At 30.2% G+C, this 26863-nt stretch carries 21 protein-coding genes and 1 riboswitch; of the genes, 4 read left to right on the top strand and 17 right to left on the bottom strand.

Going from position 1 to position 26863, the window contains the following annotated elements; all coding sequences use genetic code 11:
- Positions 1-30: 30 nt before the first annotated feature.
- The 3 genes from BD821_RS02450 to BD821_RS02440 form a co-directional block, all read right to left on the bottom strand.
- Positions 31-600: a signal peptidase I gene (locus BD821_RS02450; RefSeq protein ID WP_104409153.1), complete on the bottom strand. Its 570-nt coding sequence runs from the start codon at positions 598-600 to the stop codon at positions 31-33.
- 14 nt (positions 601-614) lie between these two features.
- Positions 615-2438 (bottom strand): vWA domain-containing protein, encoded by a 1824-nt coding sequence (locus BD821_RS02445; RefSeq protein ID WP_169993922.1) that lies wholly within the window; start codon positions 2436-2438, stop codon positions 615-617.
- 196 nt (positions 2439-2634) lie between these two features.
- Positions 2635-3798: an iron-containing alcohol dehydrogenase gene (locus BD821_RS02440; protein WP_104409151.1), complete on the bottom strand. Its 1164-nt coding sequence runs from the start codon at positions 3796-3798 to the stop codon at positions 2635-2637.
- A gap of 568 nt (positions 3799-4366) precedes the next feature.
- On the opposite strand from BD821_RS02440, the gene BD821_RS13315 reads away from it, so the two are divergent.
- Positions 4367-4534: a ribbon-helix-helix domain-containing protein gene (locus tag BD821_RS13315; RefSeq protein ID WP_146076370.1), complete on the top strand. Its 168-nt coding sequence runs from the start codon at positions 4367-4369 to the stop codon at positions 4532-4534.
- A 311-nt stretch (positions 4535-4845) separates the two neighbouring features.
- Positions 4846-6210 (top strand): alanine/glycine:cation symporter family protein, encoded by a 1365-nt coding sequence (locus tag BD821_RS02435; RefSeq protein WP_104409150.1) that lies wholly within the window; start codon positions 4846-4848, stop codon positions 6208-6210.
- A 61-nt stretch (positions 6211-6271) separates the two neighbouring features.
- Here the strand turns inward: BD821_RS02435 and BD821_RS02430 are convergent, their stop codons facing one another.
- The 6 genes from BD821_RS02430 to ribH form a co-directional block, all read right to left on the bottom strand.
- Positions 6272-7381: a DEAD/DEAH box helicase gene (locus tag BD821_RS02430; RefSeq protein ID WP_104409149.1), complete on the bottom strand. Its 1110-nt coding sequence runs from the start codon at positions 7379-7381 to the stop codon at positions 6272-6274.
- A 218-nt stretch (positions 7382-7599) separates the two neighbouring features.
- Complete coding sequence (locus tag BD821_RS02425) at positions 7600-12294, bottom strand: SpaA isopeptide-forming pilin-related protein (RefSeq protein WP_104409148.1); 4695 nt, start codon at positions 12292-12294, stop codon at positions 7600-7602.
- A 45-nt stretch (positions 12295-12339) separates the two neighbouring features.
- Positions 12340-12422: riboswitch (cyclic di-GMP riboswitch) on the bottom strand.
- A gap of 269 nt (positions 12423-12691) precedes the next feature.
- On the bottom strand, positions 12692-15244 hold the full coding sequence (locus BD821_RS02420; RefSeq protein ID WP_242971445.1) for a GH39 family glycosyl hydrolase: 2553 nt from the start codon (positions 15242-15244) through the stop codon (positions 12692-12694).
- A gap of 15 nt (positions 15245-15259) precedes the next feature.
- Positions 15260-15511 carry a hypothetical protein gene (locus tag BD821_RS02415; RefSeq protein WP_104409146.1) on the bottom strand — a complete coding sequence of 84 codons (252 nt, stop codon included), beginning with the start codon at positions 15509-15511 and terminating at the stop codon, positions 15260-15262.
- 32 nt (positions 15512-15543) lie between these two features.
- Complete coding sequence (locus BD821_RS02410; protein ID WP_104409145.1) at positions 15544-16740, bottom strand: SEC-C metal-binding domain-containing protein; 1197 nt, start codon at positions 16738-16740, stop codon at positions 15544-15546.
- A 178-nt stretch (positions 16741-16918) separates the two neighbouring features.
- Positions 16919-17380, bottom strand: coding sequence for a 6,7-dimethyl-8-ribityllumazine synthase (gene ribH, locus BD821_RS02405; protein ID WP_104409144.1), 462 nt, complete (start codon positions 17378-17380; stop codon positions 16919-16921).
- A gap of 321 nt (positions 17381-17701) precedes the next feature.
- Here ribH and lplA point away from each other — a divergent pair, with 321 nt between their 5' ends.
- Together lplA and lipA are read left to right on the top strand one after the other, a co-directional pair.
- Positions 17702-18697 (top strand): lipoate--protein ligase, encoded by a 996-nt coding sequence (gene lplA / locus BD821_RS02400; protein ID WP_104409143.1) that lies wholly within the window; start codon positions 17702-17704, stop codon positions 18695-18697.
- A gap of 27 nt (positions 18698-18724) precedes the next feature.
- Positions 18725-19570: a lipoyl synthase gene (gene lipA, locus BD821_RS02395; RefSeq protein ID WP_104409142.1), complete on the top strand. Its 846-nt coding sequence runs from the start codon at positions 18725-18727 to the stop codon at positions 19568-19570.
- A 121-nt stretch (positions 19571-19691) separates the two neighbouring features.
- Here lipA and BD821_RS02390 read toward each other — a convergent pair whose 3' ends face one another.
- From BD821_RS02390 to BD821_RS02355, 8 genes are all read right to left on the bottom strand, one after another.
- On the bottom strand, positions 19692-20708 hold the full coding sequence (locus tag BD821_RS02390; RefSeq protein WP_104409141.1) for a DMT family transporter: 1017 nt from the start codon (positions 20706-20708) through the stop codon (positions 19692-19694).
- Positions 20709-20761: 53 nt separating this feature from the next.
- Entirely contained in the window at positions 20762-21352 is a 591-nt protein-coding gene (locus BD821_RS02385; RefSeq protein WP_104409140.1) for an NUDIX hydrolase, read from the bottom strand.
- A 108-nt stretch (positions 21353-21460) separates the two neighbouring features.
- A complete protein-coding gene (locus BD821_RS02380; protein WP_104409139.1) occupies positions 21461-21811 on the bottom strand; it encodes a hypothetical protein in 351 nt (116 codons plus the stop codon).
- A 50-nt stretch (positions 21812-21861) separates the two neighbouring features.
- Entirely contained in the window at positions 21862-22224 is a 363-nt protein-coding gene (locus BD821_RS02375) for a hypothetical protein (RefSeq protein WP_104409138.1), read from the bottom strand.
- Between the two features lie 100 nt (positions 22225-22324).
- Complete coding sequence (locus BD821_RS02370) at positions 22325-22675, bottom strand: CGGC domain-containing protein (protein ID WP_104409137.1); 351 nt, start codon at positions 22673-22675, stop codon at positions 22325-22327.
- 250 nt (positions 22676-22925) lie between these two features.
- Positions 22926-24566: a hydroxylamine reductase gene (gene hcp, locus BD821_RS02365; protein WP_104409297.1), complete on the bottom strand. Its 1641-nt coding sequence runs from the start codon at positions 24564-24566 to the stop codon at positions 22926-22928.
- 123 nt (positions 24567-24689) lie between these two features.
- A complete protein-coding gene (locus BD821_RS02360; protein ID WP_104409136.1) occupies positions 24690-25454 on the bottom strand; it encodes a MerR family transcriptional regulator in 765 nt (254 codons plus the stop codon).
- A gap of 45 nt (positions 25455-25499) precedes the next feature.
- The gene (locus BD821_RS02355) at positions 25500-26846 is read right to left on the bottom strand and encodes a deoxyribodipyrimidine photo-lyase (protein ID WP_104409135.1); all 1347 of its coding nucleotides are present in this window, start codon (positions 26844-26846) and stop codon (positions 25500-25502) included.
- Positions 26847-26863 lie beyond the last annotated feature (17 nt).

Raw genomic sequence — 26863 nt, 5'->3', positions numbered from 1 at the left:
TGAATACCTCCTAATTTTTATTTTTAATATTTACTCTTTAAAGCTCTTATCTTTTTTAATAATTTTTATTATTTTTATGGATTCATGTATTATCAGTATCCCACCTATAAGTGGTGCTAATATATAAACTCCAATCTTTTCATTTAAAAATTTCATACCCCCACCAACTTTAGGGATGGACATCTTTACAACTCCTAGAACATCTTCGTAAGGTACATATTTAGGATCATTTACCTCATTTGCATCACCCTTTGTTATATAAGAAACACCATTGTCATCTTCTTTAATTTCCACAATTCTATGAGTTGTAGCATCTTCACTTTTAGAATCTTTGAAGGTTATAACATCCTTAACCTTGATATCTTCTACAGGAGTACTTTTAGATACAATTAAACTACCTGTGTCAAAGCTAGGATTCATACTTCCACTTAAAACTATATAAATGCTATATCCCATAACACTTGGTGGCTTATCTTTGCCAATGTTACATATTGCCAAGTAAGAAAGAATTACTGTAATTAATAATAAAAATACAATTATTATATTTTCCACTATATTTAAAATTGTTTTTATTGTCGGTGTTTTCTTATCTATTTCCATATATATCTCTCCTATTATTTAATCACTGGAAATTCATTATCTATAATATCTTTATCTGTAAATCCACCTGTCTTATTAATCTTAAGAGTTACTATTACTTCTTCTTTTCTATTCTTATTTGACAGTGTTATCTTCCCTGTGGAGGTTATGTCATTACCTGAAATATCTTTTATACTTATAAGCTTATAATACTTTGATATATAATCAGGTAATATGCTATAATCACCTAGTTCAAGGCCCTTGTATATCTTTTCTTCCTTTGATCCCATTATAATATTCCACTTTTGATTGTTTATTCCCTCAGCTTTTAGATAAAATTCATCTATTATACTATCAGATATATCTTTATTATCTTCATCTAAAACCACAACCTTAACTTTAACCTCCCCAACTCTTTTAACTGTTATAGTAACTTCATCAGTAGCAATACATTTTCCAAAGGTGTCTTTCACTTCTAACTTATATTCAGTACTATTTGAAGGGTTAACTTTTGGATTTTCAAGAGATGAAAATTCTATCCACGTAGATTCACCTGGATTTCTACTTGACCATTTATAGCTATATTTCCCTGTAGTATTTAAATTATCTTTGTCCCAGGTTACAGTTTTATCTTCAAGGGTAGTCCAATTAATTTCACTACCAAATCCACCTGTAGCTGCAGGGTTTCCACCTAGCACTATACTGTCACCTTCATATATAGTCATGTCATCTCCTGCAATAGATGTTAAAGTACCTGGAACCTTTATATAAGGCACTGGAAATAGTTTTTCTTTATTATTACCTAAAGTATCCTGATATTTAACTTTGGCATTTTCATTTGTATCAATAAACTCACCCTTACTTCCTTCATAAGAAGCCTTAGCCTTAATAACATAAGTAAGGGTTTTACTCTCCTCACCTATTGTACCTAAGTTCCAACTTATGGTTCCTGTCTTAGCATCAAATAAAATTCGGTTTTCTGCTCCATCTGGCTGAATACTTACGCCATCAAGTTTGAAGCTACCTAGGTTTAAATCAAAATTTTCTCTAACCGCCTTAGATAAAACATCAGTAACTACAACTTCTTTAGCTGCAAAGTTAATTAAATTTGCTATCTTCAAATAGATTTCAGTAAGCATATCTTCTGAAGTTGAGTCATAATAATTACCTTTATTAGCTATAGAAGTCAAAGTATTAACAGCAGTCTCTTTATCAGGATCGGTCATTCCACTAAAAAGCCCTACAGTAAATAAAAGATAGTTATTTTTTTTAGATTTAGATGCTTCATCTATAGCATTTTGAATTGGTCTATTATACCAAGGTCTATTTGCTATTCCATCAGATAATAGCACTATGGATTTCACTGAATCCCTATTTGCTATAGATAATACTGAATTAGCTTTTACTAGTCCATCATAAATATTTGTGTCCCCGTATGCTATTAAATCATCTATAGCTCTATTAATAGTCTTTAAGTCATTTGTAAGTCCTAAATCAATTCTTCCCCAATTACCAAAGCTTACTATAGACACCCTATTATTAGGATTATCTAAAATAATCTTTTTTGAAAATTCTTTAGCTGCACTTTTTGCGTTGTTAAGATTACTACCGTACATACTCCCTGACCTATCTATTACAAGAACCGTATCTACAGGTTTAATATTTTGAAGTTTCCCTTTTACATTTAGTTCAACTTCATATTCCCTATTACAAGGAGATAAAAGTTTGGACTTTTTATCAACTTCTATGGATTCGTTATTTTCTAAAGCTTTGGTGTGTATAGAAGTATTTGTGCCCATTATCACCAACGTCATTATTAAAAACACTGATATAGCTTTTACTACTTGTAGCCTTGTCATAATTTTCACCTCCTTCCATTTAAACATTGCCCATTTTATAAGCTTATTCATTATTAAATATAGGCTATAATATGGCACCCTTAAATATATTGCAATTATTCCATTAATATGCACATTAAAAACACCTAGGATAATATTAATCCTAGGTGTTTTTATATTTATTATATATTTATAAGCCTTACTCTATAATCTTTTATTAAAAAGCTGCTTTATATATACTTAATACATCTTTTGAATCTAAAGGTAGGAAATTACCAAGACTGCCTCTTACAGTTGCTTGCTTTGCCATCTCTTCTAACTTTTCTTCTTCTATACCAACTTCTCTTAATGTGGAAGGTATACCTAAAGATATAAAGAACTTCTTTGTTTCTTCTATTGACTTATGTGCTATTTCATATTTGTCTAAATTCTCATCAATATTCCAAACATTAACTCCATATTCCACAAATTTATTTAATGTATCATCATTTAAAACATATTCCATCCAATGTGGTGTTAATATTGCAAGCCCTACACCGTGAGTAATATCATAAAATGCACTTAACTCATGTTCCATTGGGTGAACACTCCAGTTTGTTTCTTTTCCATAAGTTAAAAGACCGTTTATTGCAAGACTTGAAGCCCACATAAGGTTAGATCTAGCTTCATAATCTTCAGGATTTTCCATGGCCTTTGGTCCATAATTTATGCAAGTTTTAAGTAATGCTTCTGCCATTCTGTCTTGAAGATAAACTCCCTTTGTATTATTGAAATACACTTCAAAAATATGGCTCATTATATCTGCTGTACCTGCTGCTGTTTGACTCTTTGGAACAGTAAATGTATTTGTTGGATCTAAAATCGAAAACTTAGGAGCCATATCTTTATGACCTGTTCCAAGTTTTTGATTAGTTTCTAAATTTGTAATTACTGCACCTGCATCCATTTCAGATCCTGTAGCAGATAATGTAAGTATGCTTGCAATTGGAAGAACCTTTTTTATTTTTCTTGGATCTATAACTAAGTCCCATGGTTCTCCATCATAGCACGCAGCTGCTCCTATAACTTTTGAACAATCAATTGAACTTCCTCCACCTACAGCAAGTATAATATCTATATTATTTTCTTTGCAAATTTCTGCACCTTTTCTTACACTTGTTATTCTTGGATTTGGCTCTACACCAGGAAGTTCCCAAAAACTAATGTCATTTTTATTGAAAATATCCACAACCTTACCATATAGTCCACTTTTCTTTATGCTTCCACCACCATAAACAAGTAGAACCTTAGAACCATAATTTTTTATTTGCTCTCCCAAAACATTTATCTGATCTTTTCCAAAAAATATTTTTGTTGGAATTGAATAATTAAAATTTATCATATTGAACTCTCCTTTTCATTATATATTATTAAGTTTTAAGTTTGAATTTTTTTATAATATCTAACCACCTTTAAAACTTAATTTTCTATTGTTGTATATCATAATCTTACTACAATAAGTATCATATTAAAATATATATTTTATAAACATTTAATTAAATAAGACCAGGGAATATTTCTACTCCCTGGCCACAAGATTAGTGAATATATGGAGACTTTAAAATCATTTTCGGTATAAGCCTAAATAATCATACTTAAAATCTTTTTCCATCGGAATCACCTCTCTATAATAATATTGTGTGCATAATACAAATTAATATTCCTGGTAATTTTAGCTAAATCATATTTTAATTTTAATATCGCTTATTTTTTGTTAATGAAGTTTCTATATAATATTTTTATTTTCATGATCATATTTTTTTAAAACTTGTGGCATTTTTATATTTAATATAGTATACTATATATATGATAACGTTTAAATGTGATATACAATATCTTTTTTTATGGTTAAATAGTATATTTTCATTAGGGATTTGTATATTATTAAAAATTTTTGGAGGTATGTTTTTATGAGTAACGGTACTTTTAAGATTTCCGAAGAAATATTAAATCAGGTTAAGCATTTAGCAGAAGAATCTGGCATGTCAAAAGAAGATTTCGTACATTGCCTTGCTAAATTTTATGATGTGAACGACTCTAACGATTGTCGTTGCTATTACGACAGCTTCACAGCTTAGGTTTTTACTTTAATTTTAACATTTATATACTCCAAATATGGCAACTACTTAAAAAGTCACCTTAAGTAGTTGCCATATTTTTATTTTAGCCTATTATTCTTATTTTAACTTTTCTATAATATACTATAAAAATAATCCTTTAATCAAAATGAATTTACTTCTACCTTAATAATATTATTTTATAAACAAGGTTTAATTGACAATATTTCATCACTACTATGGTGTATACTTATATAATTACTATAATCTAATTATACAAAAACAAATCCATCGTACTTAATCAGTAATAAAATAAAAGGGAGATGATATACATGAACTTACTAGAAGTCATAGGTAAAATTTCAGATTTTATTTGGGGTCCGCCCTTACTAATTTTACTTGTAGGTGGTGGTATTATCCTTACTGTTACACTAGGCTTTTTTCAATTTAGATATCTACCTTTCATATTAAAGGAAACCTTTGGAAAAATGTTTAAAAAGCCTACTGGTGAAGGTACTATAACCCCCTTTCAAGCAGCGTGTTCAGCACTAGCATCTACTGTAGGTGCTGCAAACATCGTAGGTGTTCCTGTTGCAATAGCTTTAGGCGGCCCTGGAGCAATATTTTGGATGTGGGTAGTTGCTCTTTTGGGACAAGCTACTAAATTCTCTGAGATTATACTTGGCATAAAATATAGAGAAAAAAATAATCTAGGAGAATATGTTGGAGGTCCTATATATTATTTGAAAAAGGGATTAAAATCTCCAATATTAGGTGTGATGTGTTCCTTCTTTTTTATGCTTGAAATAATTCCATCTATTTCAGCACAATCCCTTTCAGTATGTCAAACTGTAGAAACTATCGGAATACCAAAGATTATAACAGCCATTGTAATGGCATCATTAGTTGCCCTAGTAGTATATGGTGGTATTAAAAGAATTGGACAAGTAACAGAAAGATTGGTTCCTTTTATGGCATTAATATTCATAATTGCAACTATGATTATTATTATAATGAACATTTCAAATCTTCCTCATGTATTTTCTTTGATCTTTAAAGGCGCATTTTCTCCTATGGCTGCTATAGGTGGCTTTGGTGGTTCTGCTATAGCCTCAACAATAAGGTGGGGTATGGCAAGAGGTCTTTATTCAAATGAGGCTGGTATGGGAAGTGCTCCAATAGCGCATTCAGCAGCTATTACAGATCATCCAGTTCGTCAAGCCTTATGGGGTGTATTTGAAGTGATAATAGATACACTTGTAATATGTACTATGACAGCCTTAGCAATTTTAACTACTGGTATCTGGGAACAAGTACCCGCAGATAAGGCAGCTTCAATGCCAGCACTAGTCTTTCAAAATGCATTTGGTCATAACTTAGGTGGGATAATTATATCAATAAGCTTACTACTTTTTGTATTATCTACAATCATTGTAATAACATTTTATTGTGAAAAGATGGCTGAATCACTTTTTGGATTAAAATTTTCAAAGTTTATTAGACTACTTTGTATTATATCCATAATATGGGGAGCAGTCGGTTCTCTTGAATCTTTATTTTCTATATTAGATTTGTTATTAGCCCTTGTTGTTATACCTAATATGATAGGAATTGTATTAATGAGACATGAAGTAAAAGAACTAAAAGATGAGTTTTTTAATGACCCTAATTTTTATCCTGGAGCAAAGATAAAATAAATAAAATAAAACAAGGTTCTACATTATAGTGAACCTTGTTTTAATTATGAGATTAGAATTTCTATAAGCTCTTTATAACAGGAATCTTTAGCTGTATTTGCTTTTCTATCATATTTAGAAGGTTTTTATCTTTTGGATCTACAAATAAATATGAACATCCAAGCTCACCAGCTCTTCCTGTTCTTCCTATACGATGTATATATCCTTCAGCAGTTTCTGGTATATCATAATTATATATATGAGTAACGCCAGTTATATCTAAGCCCCTTGATGCTACATCTGTAGCTATTAAATATTGAATCTCACAATTTTTAAAAGACTTCATTATCTTTTCTCTTTTTGATTGAGTTATATCAGAATGTAGCTTTTTACAATTGTATCCTCGTTTAAAAAGCGCCATTTCAAGGTCATCAACTCTTCTTTTAGTCCTACAAAAAATAATGGCCATAAATGGATTATTTTCATCTAAGACTTTACATAAAGCATCTTGCTTCTTTCTATCTGTAGTTTCCACCAAAAATTGCTTTATATTTTTAAGGGTTACTTCTTCTTTCTCAATTACCACTACCTTAGGATCAATCATATATCTATAAGCTAGCTTTTTAACATCGGAATTCATAGTTGCTGAAAAGCAAAGAGTCTGCCTGTTTTTTGGTGTTTCCTTTATTATAGCTTCTACATCACCTTTAAATCCCATAAGAAGCATTTGATCTGCCTCATCTAATACTAATGTTTTTAACTTATCAAGCTTTACAGTTCCCCTTGAAAGATGATCTATAAGCCTTCCCGGAGTTGCAATTATAAGGTGAACATCGCCTTGTAATTTTTTCAATTGAGATCCGGTATCTTTTCCACCATAAATAGCCAAGATGTTTAAATTCTTTGCTTCTTTAAGTTTCATCGCTTCCTCTGTTATTTGAATAGCTAGCTCCCTTGTTGGGGTAACTATTAATCCTTGAATGCTATTTATGTCAGAAGACATATTTTCAAACATGGGTAATAAAAACGCTAATGTTTTCCCTGTTCCTGTTTGCGCCTCTGCTATAACATCCTTGCCATCTTTTATAATTTTTATACTACCTTCTTGAATTGGTGTGGGCTCTGTTATTCCTTGAAGCTTTAAATTCTTTATAATACTCTCACTAATACCTATACTGTTAAAATTTATCATTATTTTGATTACCCCTCTATTTAAATCATATTTCGTTTTATCTATGATTTACTTTTATTATTTGCTTTGAAGAATAAGTATATCAAAAATTCATTCTAATAAAAAGGTTTTTGACCTTTATATCTCACAATTTATATGTAAATTAATATAAGAGGCTATGAAGTTTAAGCTAAAATTGCTTTCTTCATAGCCTCTTGCATAAGATTTTTAAATTACAATTATCTCACTTTATTTTTCTTTAAAAATGATCCAAGCCCCATGATAATTGTTCCCCATCCAATCATCATTATAACTTTGTAATTAAACAAGCTACCAGTCTTAGGAAGAACATTAGAGATCTTATCTATAAACTTTTCAGCTTCATTCTTAAAGATAAAGTTTTGAGTTTCTGGGGAGCTAACCTTAATTTCTAGCTTCTCCTCACTTAAGATATATCCTTTAGGAGCCTTAGTCTCCTTAACAGTATAACTTCCGTAATCTACATCATTAAAAGTAACAATTCCATCCTTATCAGAAATTTTAGTCGCTACTTCTTTGCCCTCTCTATCATATAAAGTAAATTCTGCCCCTTGAAGTGCATTACCCTTCATATCTACTTTGGTGATTATAATAGATCCTTTAATTCTATTGTTTACTACTTCATAACTATACAACTCACTATCTTTATCAACAAATATTTTTATGGTACCCTCTGAAGCTAAATATCCTTCAGGAACCTTTGTTTCTTTTATTGTATATTCACCGTAAACAAGATTTTCAAATATTGCAATTCCATCTTTCCCTGTTACAGAAGCTAAAACTTCTTTACCTTCTGAATTATATAGTGTAAACTCAGCACCCTTAAGTGGTTTCTTATCTTGATCAAATTTTTTCACTTGAACAGATGCTCTTATCTTAGCATTAGAAATACTCTCTGGATTTGCTTTTATGGTAACACCATTTTCAGTTATATTAGCAGTTAGTATTTCAGCTGAAAGAAGATATCCGTCTGGAGCTTTTGTTTCTTTTATATTGTACCTCCCATACTCCACATCTTTAAATGATACTAATCCATTTTCATCACTTATAGCTACTGCCACAGGGCTCTCAAAGTTTGCATCACTTTCTTTGTAAAGTTTAAACTCCGCTCCCTTTAATGGACTATTATTTTCTCCTAATTTAGCAAATTCTATATTTCCTCTTATCTTAGTATTTGAAATACTTTCTGGATTTGCTTTTATGGTAACACCATTTTCAGTTATATTAGCAGTTAGTATTTCAGCTGAAAGAAGATATCCTTCTGGAGCTTTTGTTTCTTTTATATTGTACTTCCCATACTCCACATCTTTAAATGACACTAATCCATCTTCATCACTTATAGCTACTTCCACAGGACTCTCAAAGTTTGCATCACTTTCTTTGTAAAGTTTAAACTCCGCTCCCTTTAATGGACTATTGTCTTCTCCTAGTTTAGTAAATTCTATATTTCCTCTTATCTTAGCATTAGAAATGCTCTCTGGATTTGCTTTTATGGTGCTTCCATTTTCGGTTATATTAGCTGTTAGTACTTCACTTGAAAGTACATACCCTTCTGGTGCTTTTGTTTCTTTTACGTTGTACTTCCCATACTCCACATCTTTAAATGACACTAATCCATTTTCATCACTTATAGATGTTCCTACAGGATTTTCAAAGTTTGTATCACTTTCTTTGTAAAGTTTAAATTCTGCTCCCTTTAATGGACTATTGTCTTCTCCTAGTTTAGTAAATTCTATATTTCCTCTTATCTTAGTATTTGAAATACTCTCTGGATTTGCTTTTATGGTAACACCATTTTCAGTTATATTAGCAGTTAGTATTTCAGCTGAAAGAAGATATCCTTCTGGAGCTTTTGTTTCTTTTATATTGTACTTCCCATACTCCACATCTTTAAATGATACTAATCCATTTTCATCACTTATAGCTACTGCCACAGGACTCTCAAAGTTTGTATCACTTTCTTTGTAAAGCTTAAATTCCGCTCCCTTAATAGGGTTTTTATCTTCACCTAATTTAATAAACTCAATTTCACCTTTAATCTTTTCATCTTTATAATTATAGGTTATATTCTTTGTATCTTTAGCATTTTTAAGTTGGAATTTATATAACTCACTACTTAGTGTATAGCCTGTTGGTGCAAGCTTTTCTCTAACATAGTAATCTATATCAAATCTCAATTTACTAAATACAACTTCTCCATTTTCTCCTGTTGGATCTGAAGTTCTTATAACATTTTCATACTTATCAAGAAGTTCAAACACAGCTCCTTCTAGCTTAATGTTTTCGTTATTTTTATCTACCTTTGTAACCGTAACGCTACCAGTTTCACCAACTCCACCACCGCCAGCACCTTGGAATATAACATCAACACTTCCAGAAGAAGATGATCCAACTATTCCTGTACCTTTAAAGGATATAGCGTTAGTAAATGGTGACTTACTCTTGTCTACTACATCAGTTCTAAAGGTTAAAATATATGCTTCTTCTGTTGGAGAAGGTAATGTAAATGTAAACTCTCTTGTTAAGCTATTATATTTTACATTGCTTTGATTTAAAACAACCTCTTCACCTTTTTCAAGACTTCCATCAGGTTTTAAAATCTGCTTATACAGTTTTATAGATGTGGTATCAAGTTCAAGACCTTCTTGAAGTATATCTGTTAAAGCAGCATCATTAATTAATATTTTATTAGAGTTAATGGTTACATTCCAATCAATATAGGAATTACCTCTAGTATAGTCAGCTTTCTTGTCTATTAAAGTACTTTTTATAGTACCTTTTCCTGTACTTTCTACACCCCCAGGTACTAAATCCGTTATTAGACTTGCAGTATTTTTAAATTCCTTTTGTCCATTAGAATTAAATATAGAAGTATCAATGATTTTAGTTTTAAAAGTTACTACTTGCTCATCTTTAATTTCACTAGGGAAATTATATCTTAAAGTTTTAGCAGTTTCATCATAAACATAATTTGATGCTTCTGCCGGCTTTCCATTAATCATAACAGAATTAGAAACAAACTCCTGTCCTTCTTTCACATCATCTATGATATAAGCATTAGGAAGGGTCATTTTATTTTTATTAACTACAATCTTCCATGTAATTTCTCTTGTAACATAGTTATAATCACTACTAAACTTATTTACAACTTGACTCCGTACATTTTGTTTTCCTTCATAATTCGAAGGCTTTATATTATCCCCAGTTAATTCAGCAACATTATAATAGTTTTCATTTCTGTTTCCTGCATAAACCTTAGGGTCTGTTACCTTTGTCTTAAACCTTATTATATAGGTTTCATTAATATCATCACTAAAGGTGTAAGTTAATGTTCCCGTCTTTTCTGAATCACCATCTGCTGCCTTCACATAGTTAAAGCTTCCTCCTGGAACATCTTTATCTATAGTAAAAGAACCATCTACATATTCTTGTCCTAATTTTATTTTATCAGTAACTACTGGATTTTTTATAGCTATACCATTCCAGTTCACCATAACCTCCCAAGTTATTTCTCCTGTAGCTGGATTATATCCTACTCCCTTTTTAGAAATAACATTAGTAGGTACGTCAACACCATTTTCATCTGAAGCATTACCTGGAACACCACTACCAGTTAAAGTTGCTTTATTAGTATAAGTTTTCCAATCATTGGAATTATGAGCATCCTTATCAGTTACATCTGTTGAAAATTCAATTATATGTGGCTCATTAATAGCAGTTGGGAAGGTATAGGTAAATCTTTGTCCATCTATAGTATAGTTATCCTTAGTTTCGACCCCATCTACCTTAAGGCTACCTGGTGTAAAAGTTAATCCACTAGGGATATCATCTGTAACTACAGCATTTGAAATGCTTTGAGCATTATTGTTTACTTCAATAACCCAATTAATTTTCTTTGTTGCTACATCATAGTTCCCATATTTTCTAATAAAGTCTGTATAAATAGCCACTGATGCCTCATTAGATTCTACACTAGTTCCATCATGATTAAAGATTGCCTTATTATACTCATATACTGTAGCTCCTTCGCTTTCAAAAGCTTTTGGATTTACTACCTTGGTTTTAAATGTAATTACTTGCTCTGTTGCTATTACACCTTGGAATTTATAAGTTAATCTATTACTGCTATAATCATAGTTATAATTTGCTGTATCTGCATTAGCTCCATTTATAGTAACAGAACCTGGTATAAACTCCTGTCCCTTTGAGATGTTGTCCACAATCTCAGCATCATTAACCTTAACCCCTTCTGGATTCACAATTACTTTCCAAGTAATTTCATTTTTAGAAGCATCATATTCTCCATACTTCTCAGCAGAAGCATCAGGTATTTCCGGTTGCTCAAAATTTATATCAATTGTAATTGGTTTGGAATTACCTCCAACTTCAAATTTAATAGGTACGGGACTTGGTCCTCCTATGTTATCAGGATCAAATTGAGTATCTATATAAAAGAATCCTGAAACATTAGAATTTTTTTCAGCAAATTCAGTAAAGGTAATAGTAACCCTTCCATCAGTTTCTATTTTAACATTTGCAATTGTGTCACCATTATCAATAGTAATTGGGAAATTTAATTCACTTATTATTTGTATTTCTTTAGGTATTTGCATAGTATATATGTCACCTTTTTTTACTGTCTCCTGATTTGGTATTGCAAATTTATATGTGAGTTTAACTTCAGCATTCTTGCTTATAGGATCTGTAGACTTACTTATGTCCTTTCCATCACCATCAGTTATAGTCACCTCAGTTATAAATGGAAAAGTATTTGTAATATCTGTAGCTTTAACTTGCACCCCCGGTAATATAGTAAAGATTTGCATAATCACAGCAATTAATGCTACCAAAATAGATGATTTTTTCTTTCTTTTGTAATTTAACGTTTTTTTCATGACAAAACTCCTTCCATAATTTTTTGGACGAAAAAAACCGACCTTAATATTAAAGGTCGGTTGCACTACTGACTCAGTATATACAAAGTGCCCAAATTAGCATATACTTCAATGTCTCCTTATAAAGACTTGGGAAATCATGACTGATTGCTTATGTGTAAATACTAGCATAAGTGTTTATAAAAGTAAATAGCTGAATTTTCTGAAACTCAGAACTATCAAAGGTTACATTAAAGTAAGACCGACTTAATATAATTGTTTGCTTGTAATAATTAATAGTCATTTTTATCTAATACTACTTACTACAAGTATATCTATATATTTATTGCCTATCTATCTACTTTTTGCTTACATACATACTAATATTTGCTATGTTTTTCATGTTCAATTTAAATTTTTAAACTCTCTTTTCTAATATTATGAGTTCTACACCATGTACTGGCACATTAATTTTATTATTATACTCACCTAATAATTTTAATTCACTTACTTCAATTTCAGGCTGAGATTTGCCCTGCAGGTATTTAAGCTCTTCCTTTGTCATATTTTCTGGTGCACCAAGTTCTATCCATTTATCAAATACTGAACCACTTTCCCTATTTAATTTATACTTAGTTATATTATAATAACCAGCAATATTCTTTATACTAAATTTTATTTCCTTCACCGGTTTTTCTTCATAAATCAAGTATCTTTCTTTATGCGTTAAAGCTGATACATCACCATGCAAAAATAACTCATCAAAATACACATAATTATATGCTAATATTTGTATACTTTCATCTTTCTTAGTTATTATATAATCTTCACCTTGGTCAATAATCTTATCTCCTAATTTTGATAGTAAGTAGTACGCATAATAGGATGGTTTTTTTAACCCTTCTTTATTTAAAAGTCCAAACCCTCCATGAAAGGATGAAATCCCAAGCTTATTTTCTTCCATTAAATCTGTAAAAGTCCAATAACCTAGTGAACTAGTAGCTCCTATACATTGTAAAACATTTTTAATAATGAAAGCTGCTACATAACTTGTATCATGTATAAAGTTGCCATGAAAAGAAGACGCATTCCACTCAGTTACATTAATTTCAGGCTTATAATTAAGTTCTTCTAAGATCTTATTATTTACTATCTTTAATGTATTTAATGTATTATTCTTATCAGTATAAATTTTTTTTAATTTTGGTGCCATTTCTAGTTTAGCTCTGCTATCCATATCATTTAATAAAGATTTATCCACATCATCCAAAGAAATATATTCAGGATATATATGTAAAGATATGAAGTCTAACAAAATATCATTATCATTACAATAGGATAAAAAATCCTGTAGATAGCTGCTGGTTAATATTGTTCCATGGGTTATTGCTGGGCCTCCCACTTTAAGATTTTCTGAAATGGATTTGATCGCAAAGGTAGTGTATTTATAAAAGGTAAAATATTCTTCCTTGCTGCCTGCCCAAAAAAAATATTCATATTCAGGCTCATTCCACACTTCAAAATACCAAGTTTCTACTTCCTTTAGCCCATACCTATTTATACAGTGTTTTATAAATTCTTTTACCAAGGTTGTCCATAAGTTTATATCTTTTGGAGGAGAAATATTTCCTTTCCAAAAGAAAACTGTATCCTCTGTGCTTTTTAATTCGCTTGGCATAAAGCTAAGTTCTATAAAAGGTTTTATATTAACCTCCTTGAAAAAGTCAAAAAGATTATCTACATAACTCCAGTTATATTCTACCTTTCCCTGATTTGAAATATTATATATCATCATCTCATCCATAAATATTCCGTGAAATCTTATATAATCAAACCCAATTTCACCTTGTAATTCTCTAAGTTGTAATTGAAAATTATTTCTTAACCCTTCCGAAGCTCTGCCAAAGGTTATTATTTTCTTCCAATAATGTGTAAAGGTTTCTCCTTCGTTATTACCATCTATAGAAATAAGTTTTATATCATTTCCACATATACTTGTATCTAAATCTTCATCTTTTATAGTAGGAAGTAATAAATATTTATATAGTTTTTTTAATGCATCATTCCTATTTACATCTAAATAAGTTCCTATTTTTTTACTCTCTTTTCTTCCTTTAAAGGTTTCATGATTAGAGCTTACTAGCACCTCTCTATACTCGCTTGGAGAACAATTATACTCCTTTTTAAAAAGTCTATTAAATGAATTTATACTTGGGAAACCACTAATGGAAGCTATATTCGTTATTGTATCATCACTATTCATAAGCAAATTTACCGCATTATTTAATCTTACGATGTTTAAATAATCTTGAAATGACATACCAATCTTATCTTTAATAAAATGAGATAAAAAGTGATAATTAAGGTGTTCCTTTTCTGAAATTTCTCTTAATGTTATGTTTTTATGGAAATTTTCATTTACATAATTCAAGATATTGTTAATTCTGATAAGATCTTTGTCATTATTTTCTTGGCTTTTAGATTCTATTATCTCATAGTGAAAGTTATTAATTAAATATGATCCAATCAAATATACGTAACTACCTATTATTAATTCATAGCCTTTATTTTTTTTGTTTAAAGTCCATACAATATTAGCAATATAGTATCTAATGGTATTAAACTTTTCCTCATTGTCATCCCCTTTTAAAAATGATTTACAATTGAAAATCATTTTTGAAAACATAGGATAGCAACTTCTGTAAAATTCCGGGTCTATTTGTAGTGCCAATAAGATATTTTCATCTTTAGTTCTTCTCGTACTATGAATTTCATTAGAATTAATCAATATTAAATCACTTTCTTGAAGCAGATATACTTCTTTTCCTACACTAACGTTAGTGCTTCCAGCTAACACCAAAATAATTTCAATTTTATCGTGCCAGTGGAAATCAAATCCATCCACACTATGAATAATAGCTTTTATAGGAAGTGTTGAGTCACCCATTATAAATTCATATTTATAGATCACAAGTACCATCCCCTATTATAGTAGTATCTTTTCTACATATTCTACGGCTTCATCCTCAATTTTGTAATTCCCTCTATTTTCTTGCTTTTTTATAAAGTTCTTTGATATTAAGGATTCAAGAGAAGCCTTTAGTATCTTTTTAAAGGCTCTGTCCTCTTCTAGATTAGCTGCATATCTTATCTTAGCTAAACTTTGTGGTGATTTCAACCTGTTTTCATAAAGGTATCTCAATATATTATCTTCTGTTTCCTTTATCTTATCATTCATAAATCCACGTCCTTACAACTATATTTTAGAGACTATCTATCTCCAATTTCTATTATATTTGAAGCACAACATTTCTTATATTTTTTTCCACTGCCGCAAGGACAAGGATCATTTCTTCCTATCTTTTGTACCTTTTGAGTATCTTCCATAGACATTCTAAGTTCATTTGGACTATATCCTTTAATTAGCCATTGCTTTGTACTATTTGTAAATTTAGTTACCTCGCTCGTAACGATATTAATAAGTTCAACATCTTCTTTATCAAAGCTTTTTAAGAATTCTAACATATACTTTGAAGGCAATTCACCATTTTGTATATCCACCAATAAATCAAATATTAAATCTTCTGCATCCTCTTTGTCCATGTCAAAATTTTCCACTAAAAACTTTTTGATATTTTTTTTTGCCTTTGTTTCACGTATATTACCTAAGGTTGCAACATCTAATATTTCTTTTTTTGTAAAATTGTAAAAGTTCAAATCTTCCCTAGAACTTTGTTTTTCTAGGATATGATTTGGATTCTGTACAGTTATATCTGCACCTATATATCCGTTACAATCAAATTCTCCATAATAAATAGCAGCATCAATTAACATAATTTCAAGGGGCATCTCTGATATATCATAGTCTATATACCTTTTTACAAGTTCTTTAAAGTCATCTATTAGTAAAACTCCATAATGATAGCACATTCCCCAAAAAAGTTTTATTATCTCTTCATTTTTTTTCATCTCAGCTCTAAAGTCTTTATTATCATAACTTAAAATTATAGGTTGTAGTTCTTTTGGCATTATAACCACATATTTATCTTTTATAATCCCTGTAAATATAAATGCTCTATCAGAAAGATAATATGCAGTATCTATGTCTACATCTATAATATTATCGTATTCTTTGTATCCACCTGATTTTGCTAAGTCTAAAAGATATTCAAACCTAAGATTATCCATGTTTTCAATGAGCATAACTACTCTATCTTCATATAGCTCAATTATATTATTTTTCAAGTCTTCTTTATTGAACTTACTTACTTTATTTATATAAAGATTTTTAGCTATATATAAAAGCTCTTCTTTCGTTATTTTGCTTAAATTATAATCCAACGTTGCATCTTTCTCCGTTGATTGCCACTTTTTATTTTCCATCTTTTTAAGTTTAGTGAGTTTATCCTGTAAATATTTTATTTCTATAAGGTCCTTATCTGATTGTGATTCTAATTCTTTATCCAAAATTTTTCTCCCTTTTGCATTCTTCTATTTTGATGTGTTGATTAACTATAATCTTCATAAATTGCTATTTTAATATTATACCATAAATATTTTTTCTCATATATAGTACAACTCTAACACAATAATACAAAATCAATTTAAAATATATTTGTAAACTTTTTATGAGACTTAACTTTTATTAAATTATATCTAGTAAATTAACCATTTCCATAGCCTTAATAGCTGCATTATATCCATTGTTTTCAGATGCTATTCTAGACTTTTCAATAGCTTCTTCAATTGTATTTGTAATTAAAATACCATTTATAACTGGTTTTTCTGCGCTTAATGAAACTACTGAAATTGCTTTACATACCTCTAAACAAACATAATCAAAATAAGAAATAGATCCTTTAGTAATAACCCCTAAACATATTACCGCATCATACATTTCATTATTTGCCATCTTTTTAGCCACTAGCGGAATCTCAATATCACTAGGCACCCAGGCTACTGCAATATATTCATCCTTTATTCCATGTTTTTTTAATGCTTCTAACGTACCACTCAATAATTCTAAAGCTATCTCCTTATTTAATGCGCTTACCACAATGCCAATTTTTATTCCTCTTCCTAGCAATTTACCTTGAAGTATCTTCACATTAATTCCCCCTTATATAATGTAGTTATAACCTTTGTATAAAACTAAACACATATTTGTCAAATATTATAATTATTGTTTTAATTTATTTTATAATTATATTATATACATAATCTCACTTACTTTGTTAATAAATAAACAGAATTTTCAAATAAACTGTATTTTTCGAATCTTATTTGATTAATTTCTAAATTTTAGATATACTTTAATTGTATTATTGAAATATATTTATTGATATGTGTTTCATAGTAACGCGTTCTTTCATAATAACCTTTTAAATCTGACTGTTAAGCTTATAACGAATAATGGAGGTCAAAAGTTATGATATACGTAGTTAATAATAGTAATAACTCTTATTTTAATCATGCTGCTGAAGAATATTTATTAACAAATTTTCAAGATGAAATTTTTATGCTTTGGATAAACAAGCCTTCAATATTAATAGGTCGAAATCAAAACACCCTATCAGAAATAAACTCTGATTACATAAAGTCAAACAACATAGATGTGGTTAGAAGGCTTTCTGGCGGAGGGGCTGTATTTAATGACTTAGGTAATATGAACTTTACCTTCATAACTAATAGATCTAATTCTAACATAGCTACAAAAGATGGCTTTGAAAGATTTGCTCTTCCAGTTATAAAGGCTTTAGATTCATTAAATGTAAAGGCTGAATTTACAGGCAGAAATGATATCACTATAGATGGTAAGAAGTTTTCTGGTAATGCACAATACTTCAGCAAGGACAAGCTGCTTCACCATGGCACTTTGATGTATAATTGCAATCTTGACTCTCTCTCTAACGCCCTTAAATGTAAACCTTTAAAATTTAAAGATAAGGGTATTAAGTCAATATCTTCAAGGGTTACAAATATATCATCTCACATGAATAGTCCAATGAATTTATATGAATTTAAAGACTATCTTATGAACTTTGTAATGAAGTGCAATGATATAACCACCGTTTATGAACTTACGGATCAAGATATAGTTGAAATAGAAAAAATAATGAAATCAAGATTTGAAACCTGGGAGTGGAATTATGGAAAGAGCCCTAACTACTCCTATGAACATTCTTCAAAATATCCCTGTGGATCTATTGAGTATCACGTTAATGTTAATAATGGCATTATCACTAACATCTCATTATACGGAGACTTTTTTGGAGAAAAAGATATTAGTGAATTAGAATCTAAAATTATAGGGATAAATCATAATTTAACTGATCTTAGTGAAGCTTTAAAAGACGTGGTAATGGATGAATATGTGAAAGGTCTTTCAACTTTTGAATTCTTAGATGAGTTAATGAATATATAAACTTAATTACATGAGGGGGTATTTTATATGATAAGAAAACCAGAATGGATAAGGGTAAAAATGCAAGGGGGAACTAAAACCAATGAGGTTAATGCCTTAGTATCAGACCTTTCTCTTAATACTGTATGTTCCGAAGCAAACTGTCCAAATAGAATGGAGTGTTTTGAAAGAGGTACTGCAACCTTTATGTTGCTAGGTAAAAACTGTACTAGGAACTGCACCTTTTGCAACGTTACTAGGGAAGCTCCAGAACCCGTAGATCCTATGGAACCTGAAAATGTAGCAAAGGCTATTAAAAAGCTTGGGTTAAAACACGCTGTTATAACCTCCGTTACTAGGGATGATTTAAAGGATCAAGGTGCTATGCAATTCGTAAAAGTTACAGAGGAAATAAGAAAACTTACACCTAATGTATCAATTGAACTTTTAATACCTGATATGAGGGGAAATAAAGATCTTATAGACCTTATTATAAATTCTGAGCCTGATGTTTTAAATCATAATGTAGAGACAGTTCCTGAACTTTATTCTAAAGTAAGACCTATGGCAGTGTTTGAAAGATCCCTAGGTCTTCTTGAATATGTAAAAATTCAAAAACCAAATATGAAAACTAAATCTGGAATTATGCTAGGACTTGGAGAAACGGAAGATCAAATAATTAGAGCAATGAAAAGACTTGTAGACGTACATTGTGACATGTTAACTCTAGGACAATATCTACAACCTACCTTAAAACATCTTGATGTTGTAGAATATATAACCCCAGAAAAATTTGATTACTATAAAGATGTTGCTCTTTCTTTAGGTTTTAAGAGAGTTTCCTCTGCTCCTTTAGTTAGAAGCTCTTACCACGCAGATGCAATAGACTTTTAGTTCTTTAGATTTTTAAATAAAAGCCCTTTGTTAATAATTTTAACAAAGGGCTTTCATTTAAATTTTCATTATATATATTTAAAGTTTTATGTTCAAATACAAGTACTTATCTATTTATGATCTATAACTTCATCTGTGATTTAGCCTTTGGCTCTGTGTTAATTAATATTATACCTAGTATAACTAATATAACAGCAATTACAACGTTAGTTCCAAGTGATCTTTCACCAAGAAAGACGTAGGATAAAAACACCCCAAATAAAGGTATAGAAAACTTATATATAGTAACCTTACCAACACCATTATACTTAAGTAAAACTGTCCATATAGAAAAAGCTGCAGCTGATATAAATCCTAGATATAAAAGAAGTACTGCGCTTTTAGGAGTGAAGTGAAGCACCCTAGCTCCCCCCATAAATCCTGATAATATTAAAAATATAGATCCAATAAATAATTGATATGCTGAAATGGCAAAAGGAGATATATCTTTTGCTATCTTTTTAGTATATATGCCCGCTAAAGCACCTACTAAACTAGATATTACAACAAATCCTTCTCCTGTAAATGTAAATCCGCCTTGAATCTTACCACCATTCATATTTACAATAGCTACACCCATAAAACCAAGAACTACACCTACTATTCTTCTAAAACTAAGCTTATCTTCTTTATAAAAAAAATGAGCAATAATAACACTAAAAAATGTATTTGTAGCCGCTAATATAGAACCCTTAGTACCTGTAGTATTTGAAAGCCCTATATAAAAAAATACATATTGTATTGATGTTTGTACAACTCCTAAAAAAGCAACCTTTGATAGATCTTCTTTCTTTACCTTTAAAGTTCTACCTGTCACGATGCAAAATATAAATATCATAATAGATGATATTAAAAATCTAAACCCCGCAAAAATTATCTTCTGATATGTATCATCCCCACCTATTGAAAACATTTCATAACCTACCTTTACAGAAGGAAAAGCACTCCCCCATAAAAAGCAGCTTATTAATGCTAAAATCATAACCATATATGATTTATTAAATACCGTCGTTTCTTTGTCATCATTCTTATTTTCAATTATTTTATTTTGAGTATCATCTTTTTTTTCATTAGTACCCTTATAATTATTAAGTTTCAATAGTATCTCTCCTTTTGATTATGAACAGGTTGTAATTTGAAAAATGTATGAGATTATAAATCAATAAAATTTTGTATCATAAGCAAGGCCTTAATATCAATCTTTTTATTAGATTTAAGTAACTTTTTAGCTTCATCTTTAGAAAGTAGCATAATATCAATATCTTCATCAGCTTCTAGGTAGTTCTTTGATATACTTCCAGTGCACGTACAATATACTAAAGACACAGATTCATCCGTCATTCCAGTTGAAATATATACCTTAGACTTTGTCTTCTCATAATCAATTTCAAGTAGGTCTAGTCCGGTTTCCTCTTTTAGTTCACGTTTTACTGTGTCTTTAAAATCTTCATCCTTGTCTATAAGCCCTGCCGGCAATTCGTAAACATAATCATTGATAGGTACCCTAAATTGTTTTATAACCACAAGTTTTTTCTCTTCTACATGTGTTGCTATTATTATAACAGCATCAACGGTATCCTCTTCTTCATTAAAGAACTTATTCCTTAATGTACTTAAATCTTTTCTAGATGCAATAGACCAATTTCTAGTATCACCGTTTTTGTTTACATATTCCGCATTATATAACTTTAAATACTTTGTATCTGCTAGAGTTTTAATATCTTTTATTTTAACCTTACTCATAAAATCCTCCTTTGTTACACTATAATCTATATAATACAATTATAAATCACCTATATACAACCCCGCAACCCTTTGTCATGTTATCATCTATTTTAGATAATGTTAGTGTTAATCCTTTGAATTCTCATTATTTACTTCTCTTACTAATATATTATTATAAGCACTACCAAATAGTAACATATTGCCTCTCTTCCATCTATCCTCTATTTCATCTATACCTCTTGATCTAATATATATTATAAGCACATCTTTTTCTTTAGTATTTCTAACATTTATATATCCTTTATTATCTAAATAATAAAGAGCTGCTAAAACATTTGATATATTATCTGATTCTATTTTATACCTTTGAGTTTGAATTTCTCCATAGTAACAAACATTAAATAGACTTTGGTAAAGTTCCCATAGTATTTTAAGCCTTAATAAATCATTTTCTAGTGGTAATAAACTAACACCCATAATACTATTGGTTTAACCTATAGAGCCACCCTACAAAATTTGCCCTTTTATCAAACAGAGCCTCTAGAAATGTTTCCATCACCATCACTCCCTCTTATATCTTCCTCTACAGGTATCAATACATCTTTATAAATATTGGATAATAGTAGCTCTCCACTTTCTTGAATAGACCTTTCTATTTCATCTATGCCATTACCTAAAATATAAGCTGACACAGTTTTATCCTTTTCTATATTAAAGAAAATCCACCTTCTAAAGTTTATATAGTAAAGTGCAGCAATTACATCTATTCTAAAGTCCCTTGGTACCCTATAGTTTATATCAACGCAAGATTCGTATCCATAAGTAAAAAAGTCATCATATAATTGTATTAATAATCCATATCTTAATAATTTTTTTGATACTAAATCCATAGCTTCCCCTCATGATTAGTAATATATTATAATATACTCCTAGTTTAACCTAAATATACACTAGATAATTCTGTAGAAAATACTTTGTAATCTGATATCTTTAATAATCTTTTTTATCTAAATTAATAGTATTGTTCTTTTTCCCCTCTTTAGATCCATGAGTATATCCAACCACTTTAAAATGCTCTGATAATATGTTAGCAAGATTTTCATAATCCTCTGAAGAACCTCTCATACAGCTAGAAAGATGAACTACCTCTACTCCATTTGCCTTCATCTTTTCAATTTTTCTATTTATATCTCCCCCGCTATGAGTGAACGCCATTAACTCTATAACTTCAATGTCTTCATACCTTTCAAATGAATCCTTTTTCTTATAAAAGGCATCTAAACACCCTTTTCCTGTGCATCTATTTGCAGTATCTTCGTTTACTATTATACCTATTTTCACATTTATTCCTCCATCAAATCACTTTTTTAATACATATGTATCTATGATATATTAATTATATACAGGGTAATGGTTCTTGTCCAATAACATCTATCCATTACTTGATAATAATATGTATAATTATCAAGGCTTATCTTTGTTATTTTATAACGATCTTTAAGCCCCAGTTGGAGTAACCCATCTGAAGCTTAAAATTTGACTTATACTATTTTAATCTTTATTTTATAAATCCTTCTGTATTATTATACTTTTAGTTTGCTTGCTTAAGTGAATTTTTTAAATCATCCTCTGGAGTACTTATTGGCTTAATATCAAAGGTATCAACTAAATATTGTAATACGTTTGGTGATATAAATGCGGGTAAACTTGGTCCTAAATATATTCCTTTTATTCCAAGTGATAACAGTGCTAATAAATCAGCAACTGCCTTTTGCTCATACCAGGAAAGTATAATTGTAAGTGGTATAGAATTCACGTCCGTATCAAATGCATCTGCTAGCGCTGTAGCTATTCTAACTGCTGAATAAGCATCGTTACATTGCCCTACATCTAATAGTCTTGGAAGTCCTGCTACTGTTCCAAAATCTAATTTATTGAACCTGTACTTTCCACAAGCCAAAGTAAGGATTATACAATCTTCTGGAACCATTTTAGCAAAATCCGTATAATAGTTTCTTCCAGGTCTTGCGCCATCACAACCACCTATTAAAAAGAAGTGTCTTAACTTTCCTTCTTTAACCGCATCAACTATAGTATCAGCATTTGATAATGTGGCATGATGTCCAAACCCTACTAAAATCTCTTTTACTTCCTCATCTTCTTTAAATCCACCAAGTTCTAATGCTTTATTTATTATTTCACTAAAGTCCTTTGTTCCATCTTCAGAAACTTCAATAGACCTTAATCCATCCCATCCAACAACGCTAGTAGTAAATATCCTATCTTTATATGTTTCTCTTGGTCTCATCAAACAATTAGTTGTCATTAAAATGCACCCTGGTATTCCATCAAATTCCTTTTGTTGATTTTGCCAAGCCGATCCATAATTACCTACTAAATGTTTGTATTTTTTAAGTTCTGGATATCCATGTGCTGGTAACATTTCTCCATGAGTATAAATATTAATGCCCTTGCCCTCTGTTTGCTGAAGTAACATCTCCAAATCTCTTAGATCATGACCTGATACAATTATGAATGGGCCTTTTTTAATGTTAACATTAACTTTATGAGGTGATGGATTCTTATATCTTGTAGTGTTAGCCTCATCTAATGTCTTCATTACTTGTACGCTCATATCCCCTGTCCTCATGGTCATAGTTATCATATCTTGAAGAGTTAAATTATCATTTGTAGTAGATTCTAGTCCTAGAAAATAAAAATTATCAACTTGCTCATTATTATATCCTATAAATCTTGCTTGATGACCATAAGCTGCCACGCCCTTTAATCCATATAGTATTGTTGATCTTAAAGATCTTATATCTGCATCAATACTTTGATCATACATAATTCCAGCTTTAATGGAGTCCTTTAACATTTCCTCTTTTGTATCACTTAAATTATATTCAGCAACTTCTGGGTAGCTTCTCTTTGGTGCTTCATTTCTTATCTTTTCTTTTATCTTTTGTGATTCCTTTAGTAACTTTACATGAACCTTTGCATCAAAGTTTACATTTGTTAATGTAGTAAATAGGCTGTTCTCTACAAATTTAACCACTTCTTTATCAATGGTTTTATCTTGTTCCATTATAGCCTTTGCATAGCAAGATATTCCTTTTAGCTGATATATTAGTAAGTCTTGTAAATTTGCGATTTCTGGTGTCTTTCCACAAACCCCAAGCTTTGTACATCCTTTTCCTCCTGCTGTCTGTTCACATTGATAACAAAACATTAAATTTTCCAATAAATTCAATCCTTTCTTTTGTACTTTAATCTTTTAAGTTAAGGTTTATTACTGAATTTAGTATTTACTATACCCTGGTACTTTATGCTAAATTAATTAACTTCTAATGTTTTATTCATCAAATCCTGTATAAATTAAAATTGCATCTCTTAAAAAAGCAGCTGTGCCAACTTGCTTATTATCATAATAAGCTTTAAATCTTTCATCCTTTGGATACATTCTAGCAAGATCTGCATGTGCCTTTTTAGTGTATCTCCCCCAATAATTTGCTATCCACTGTCTATGCAAATCTGCTGCTTTTTGAGCTAATTCTGAGGATGGGTCAGCACTTTTAAAAGCTTCAGCTAAGGTTGTTTTTATTTCCGTCTCAAGCCTTATGGGTTTATCATATTTAGCAGCTGTTATACTAATTACCTTTTCCTTCGCTTTGCTAACTGATCTTTTACCATATCTTTCTCTGGCTTCTTCCCCGTACATATTCTTTTCATCTTCAATCATGTTTTTCTTAAATCCTTTAAATCTTTCTTCATCACTTACAATTATTTCGCCCTTTTTTAAAGCAATAGTATTCTCTACATTAGATATTAGTAAATCTAATTGTTCTTTTTTTTCAATCAAGTTTTCCTTATGTTCTTTAAGTGCAGTCATACTATCAAATGTAGACGATGTCATAATTTCCTTTATAACATCTATACATACATCTAATTCTCTATATAATAATATTTGTTGCAACCTATCGACTTCCTCTTCACAGTAGATACGATGTCCTAAAGAATTAGTTTTTGAAGGTTTAAGAATCCCTATTTTATCATAATACCTTATAGTTTTAGCTGTTACGCCTGCTATATCCCCTAACTCTTTTACTTTATACTCCATACACTTAACCCCCTTACAATATTATTCTTTATTCTTATGACAATATCAATAAGTTTTTTCAGTATACTTTTCCATGTTAAACTTTCTTTTTAATCCTTTATCATTCATATATCTAACTGTACCAAATACATCTCTTTCACGCCAAGGCCTATCATGCTTTCCAAAGCACCAAGCAACACCAGTAAATGAATTTGGATCCCTTCCATCTAAAAGATATTTATTATTTAAATATATAGCCGAATCAAAGGCTTCCTTTGGTGTCTTACCCCACTCTAGTATCTTCTTACCCCAATACATCCTCATATAGCCATGCATCTTTCCTGTAACAACCATTTCCTTTTGTGCAGTATTCCAATATTCATCATGAGTTTTAGCACTCTCTAATTCCTCTATAGAATAAATAAACTCTCTTTGATCTAATAAATGCTTTTCAAGAGTAGCCTTTGACCAATTTGGGAGACAGTCATAAGAATCATATTTATTATTATAAAAAACAAAGTTCATACTAAGCTCTCTTCTAACTATTAATTCTTCTAAGAAGTCCTTTTTTCCTTCTATATTTACATATATTAACTGATTATATATATATAGTGGTGAAATTTGCCCAAAGTGAAGGTATGGACTTAAATCAGAGGTATACTCTTCCCCTGGATGATTTTTAAGCTTGGTATAATTAGGTAACTTATTTGAAATAAAATCTTCTAATAACAATTTAGCATTATTAGTACCACCTTTATAATAAGATACCCTCTTCACATTTTTATCAATATCTAAACTAGAAATAACCTTATCAATATCTTCTATATCATAATTTTCAAAGGGAAGGTCCATATTAATAGACATAACATCACATTTTCTTTCACTAAGTGGCAATATATAGGTTTCTAACTTTTTGCTTATCTTACTTCTAAGGGTAGCCGCTGAATACTCTTCCTTTGGGGAAACTTCTTCTATAGGCACTATGACATTTGTCTCTACCTCGATTAAGGTGCATTTAGCATTTTCAGCTAAAAAATTCCGCCATGACCTCTCAACTCTTAAATAACCTCTATCCACCACCATTAAAGCAGCCAAAGATGAAATTTCTAAAGCTCCAATTTCAGGAGATAACCTTCTAATGATCATTTTAATATTTCTTTTTGCTAGTTTTTCTTTTACTTCCTTTAATCCTTCTAGCATAAAATAATAATGTCTTTCATTAGCCTCTGGAAATCCATCCGTTAATCCAAAATATACGATTAAGGGCTTTTTTAAACTATTAGCCTGAATTATGGAGTACTCTAGTGCATGGTTATATTCAGTTCTTTGTGAACTTTGCATCCAATAAACAACGTATGGATTATCAGTTATAACCTTATTGTTTAGCCTTTTAATTCTTTCATCTAAAATCACTATCTACATCTCCATCT

The organism is Clostridium algidicarnis DSM 15099, assembly GCF_002934235.1.
Lineage (GTDB): Bacteria > Bacillota > Clostridia > Clostridiales > Clostridiaceae > Clostridium_L > Clostridium_L algidicarnis.
Note: the sequence above shows the minus strand (reverse complement) of the source record. Positions and strands in the feature narration are given on the sequence as shown.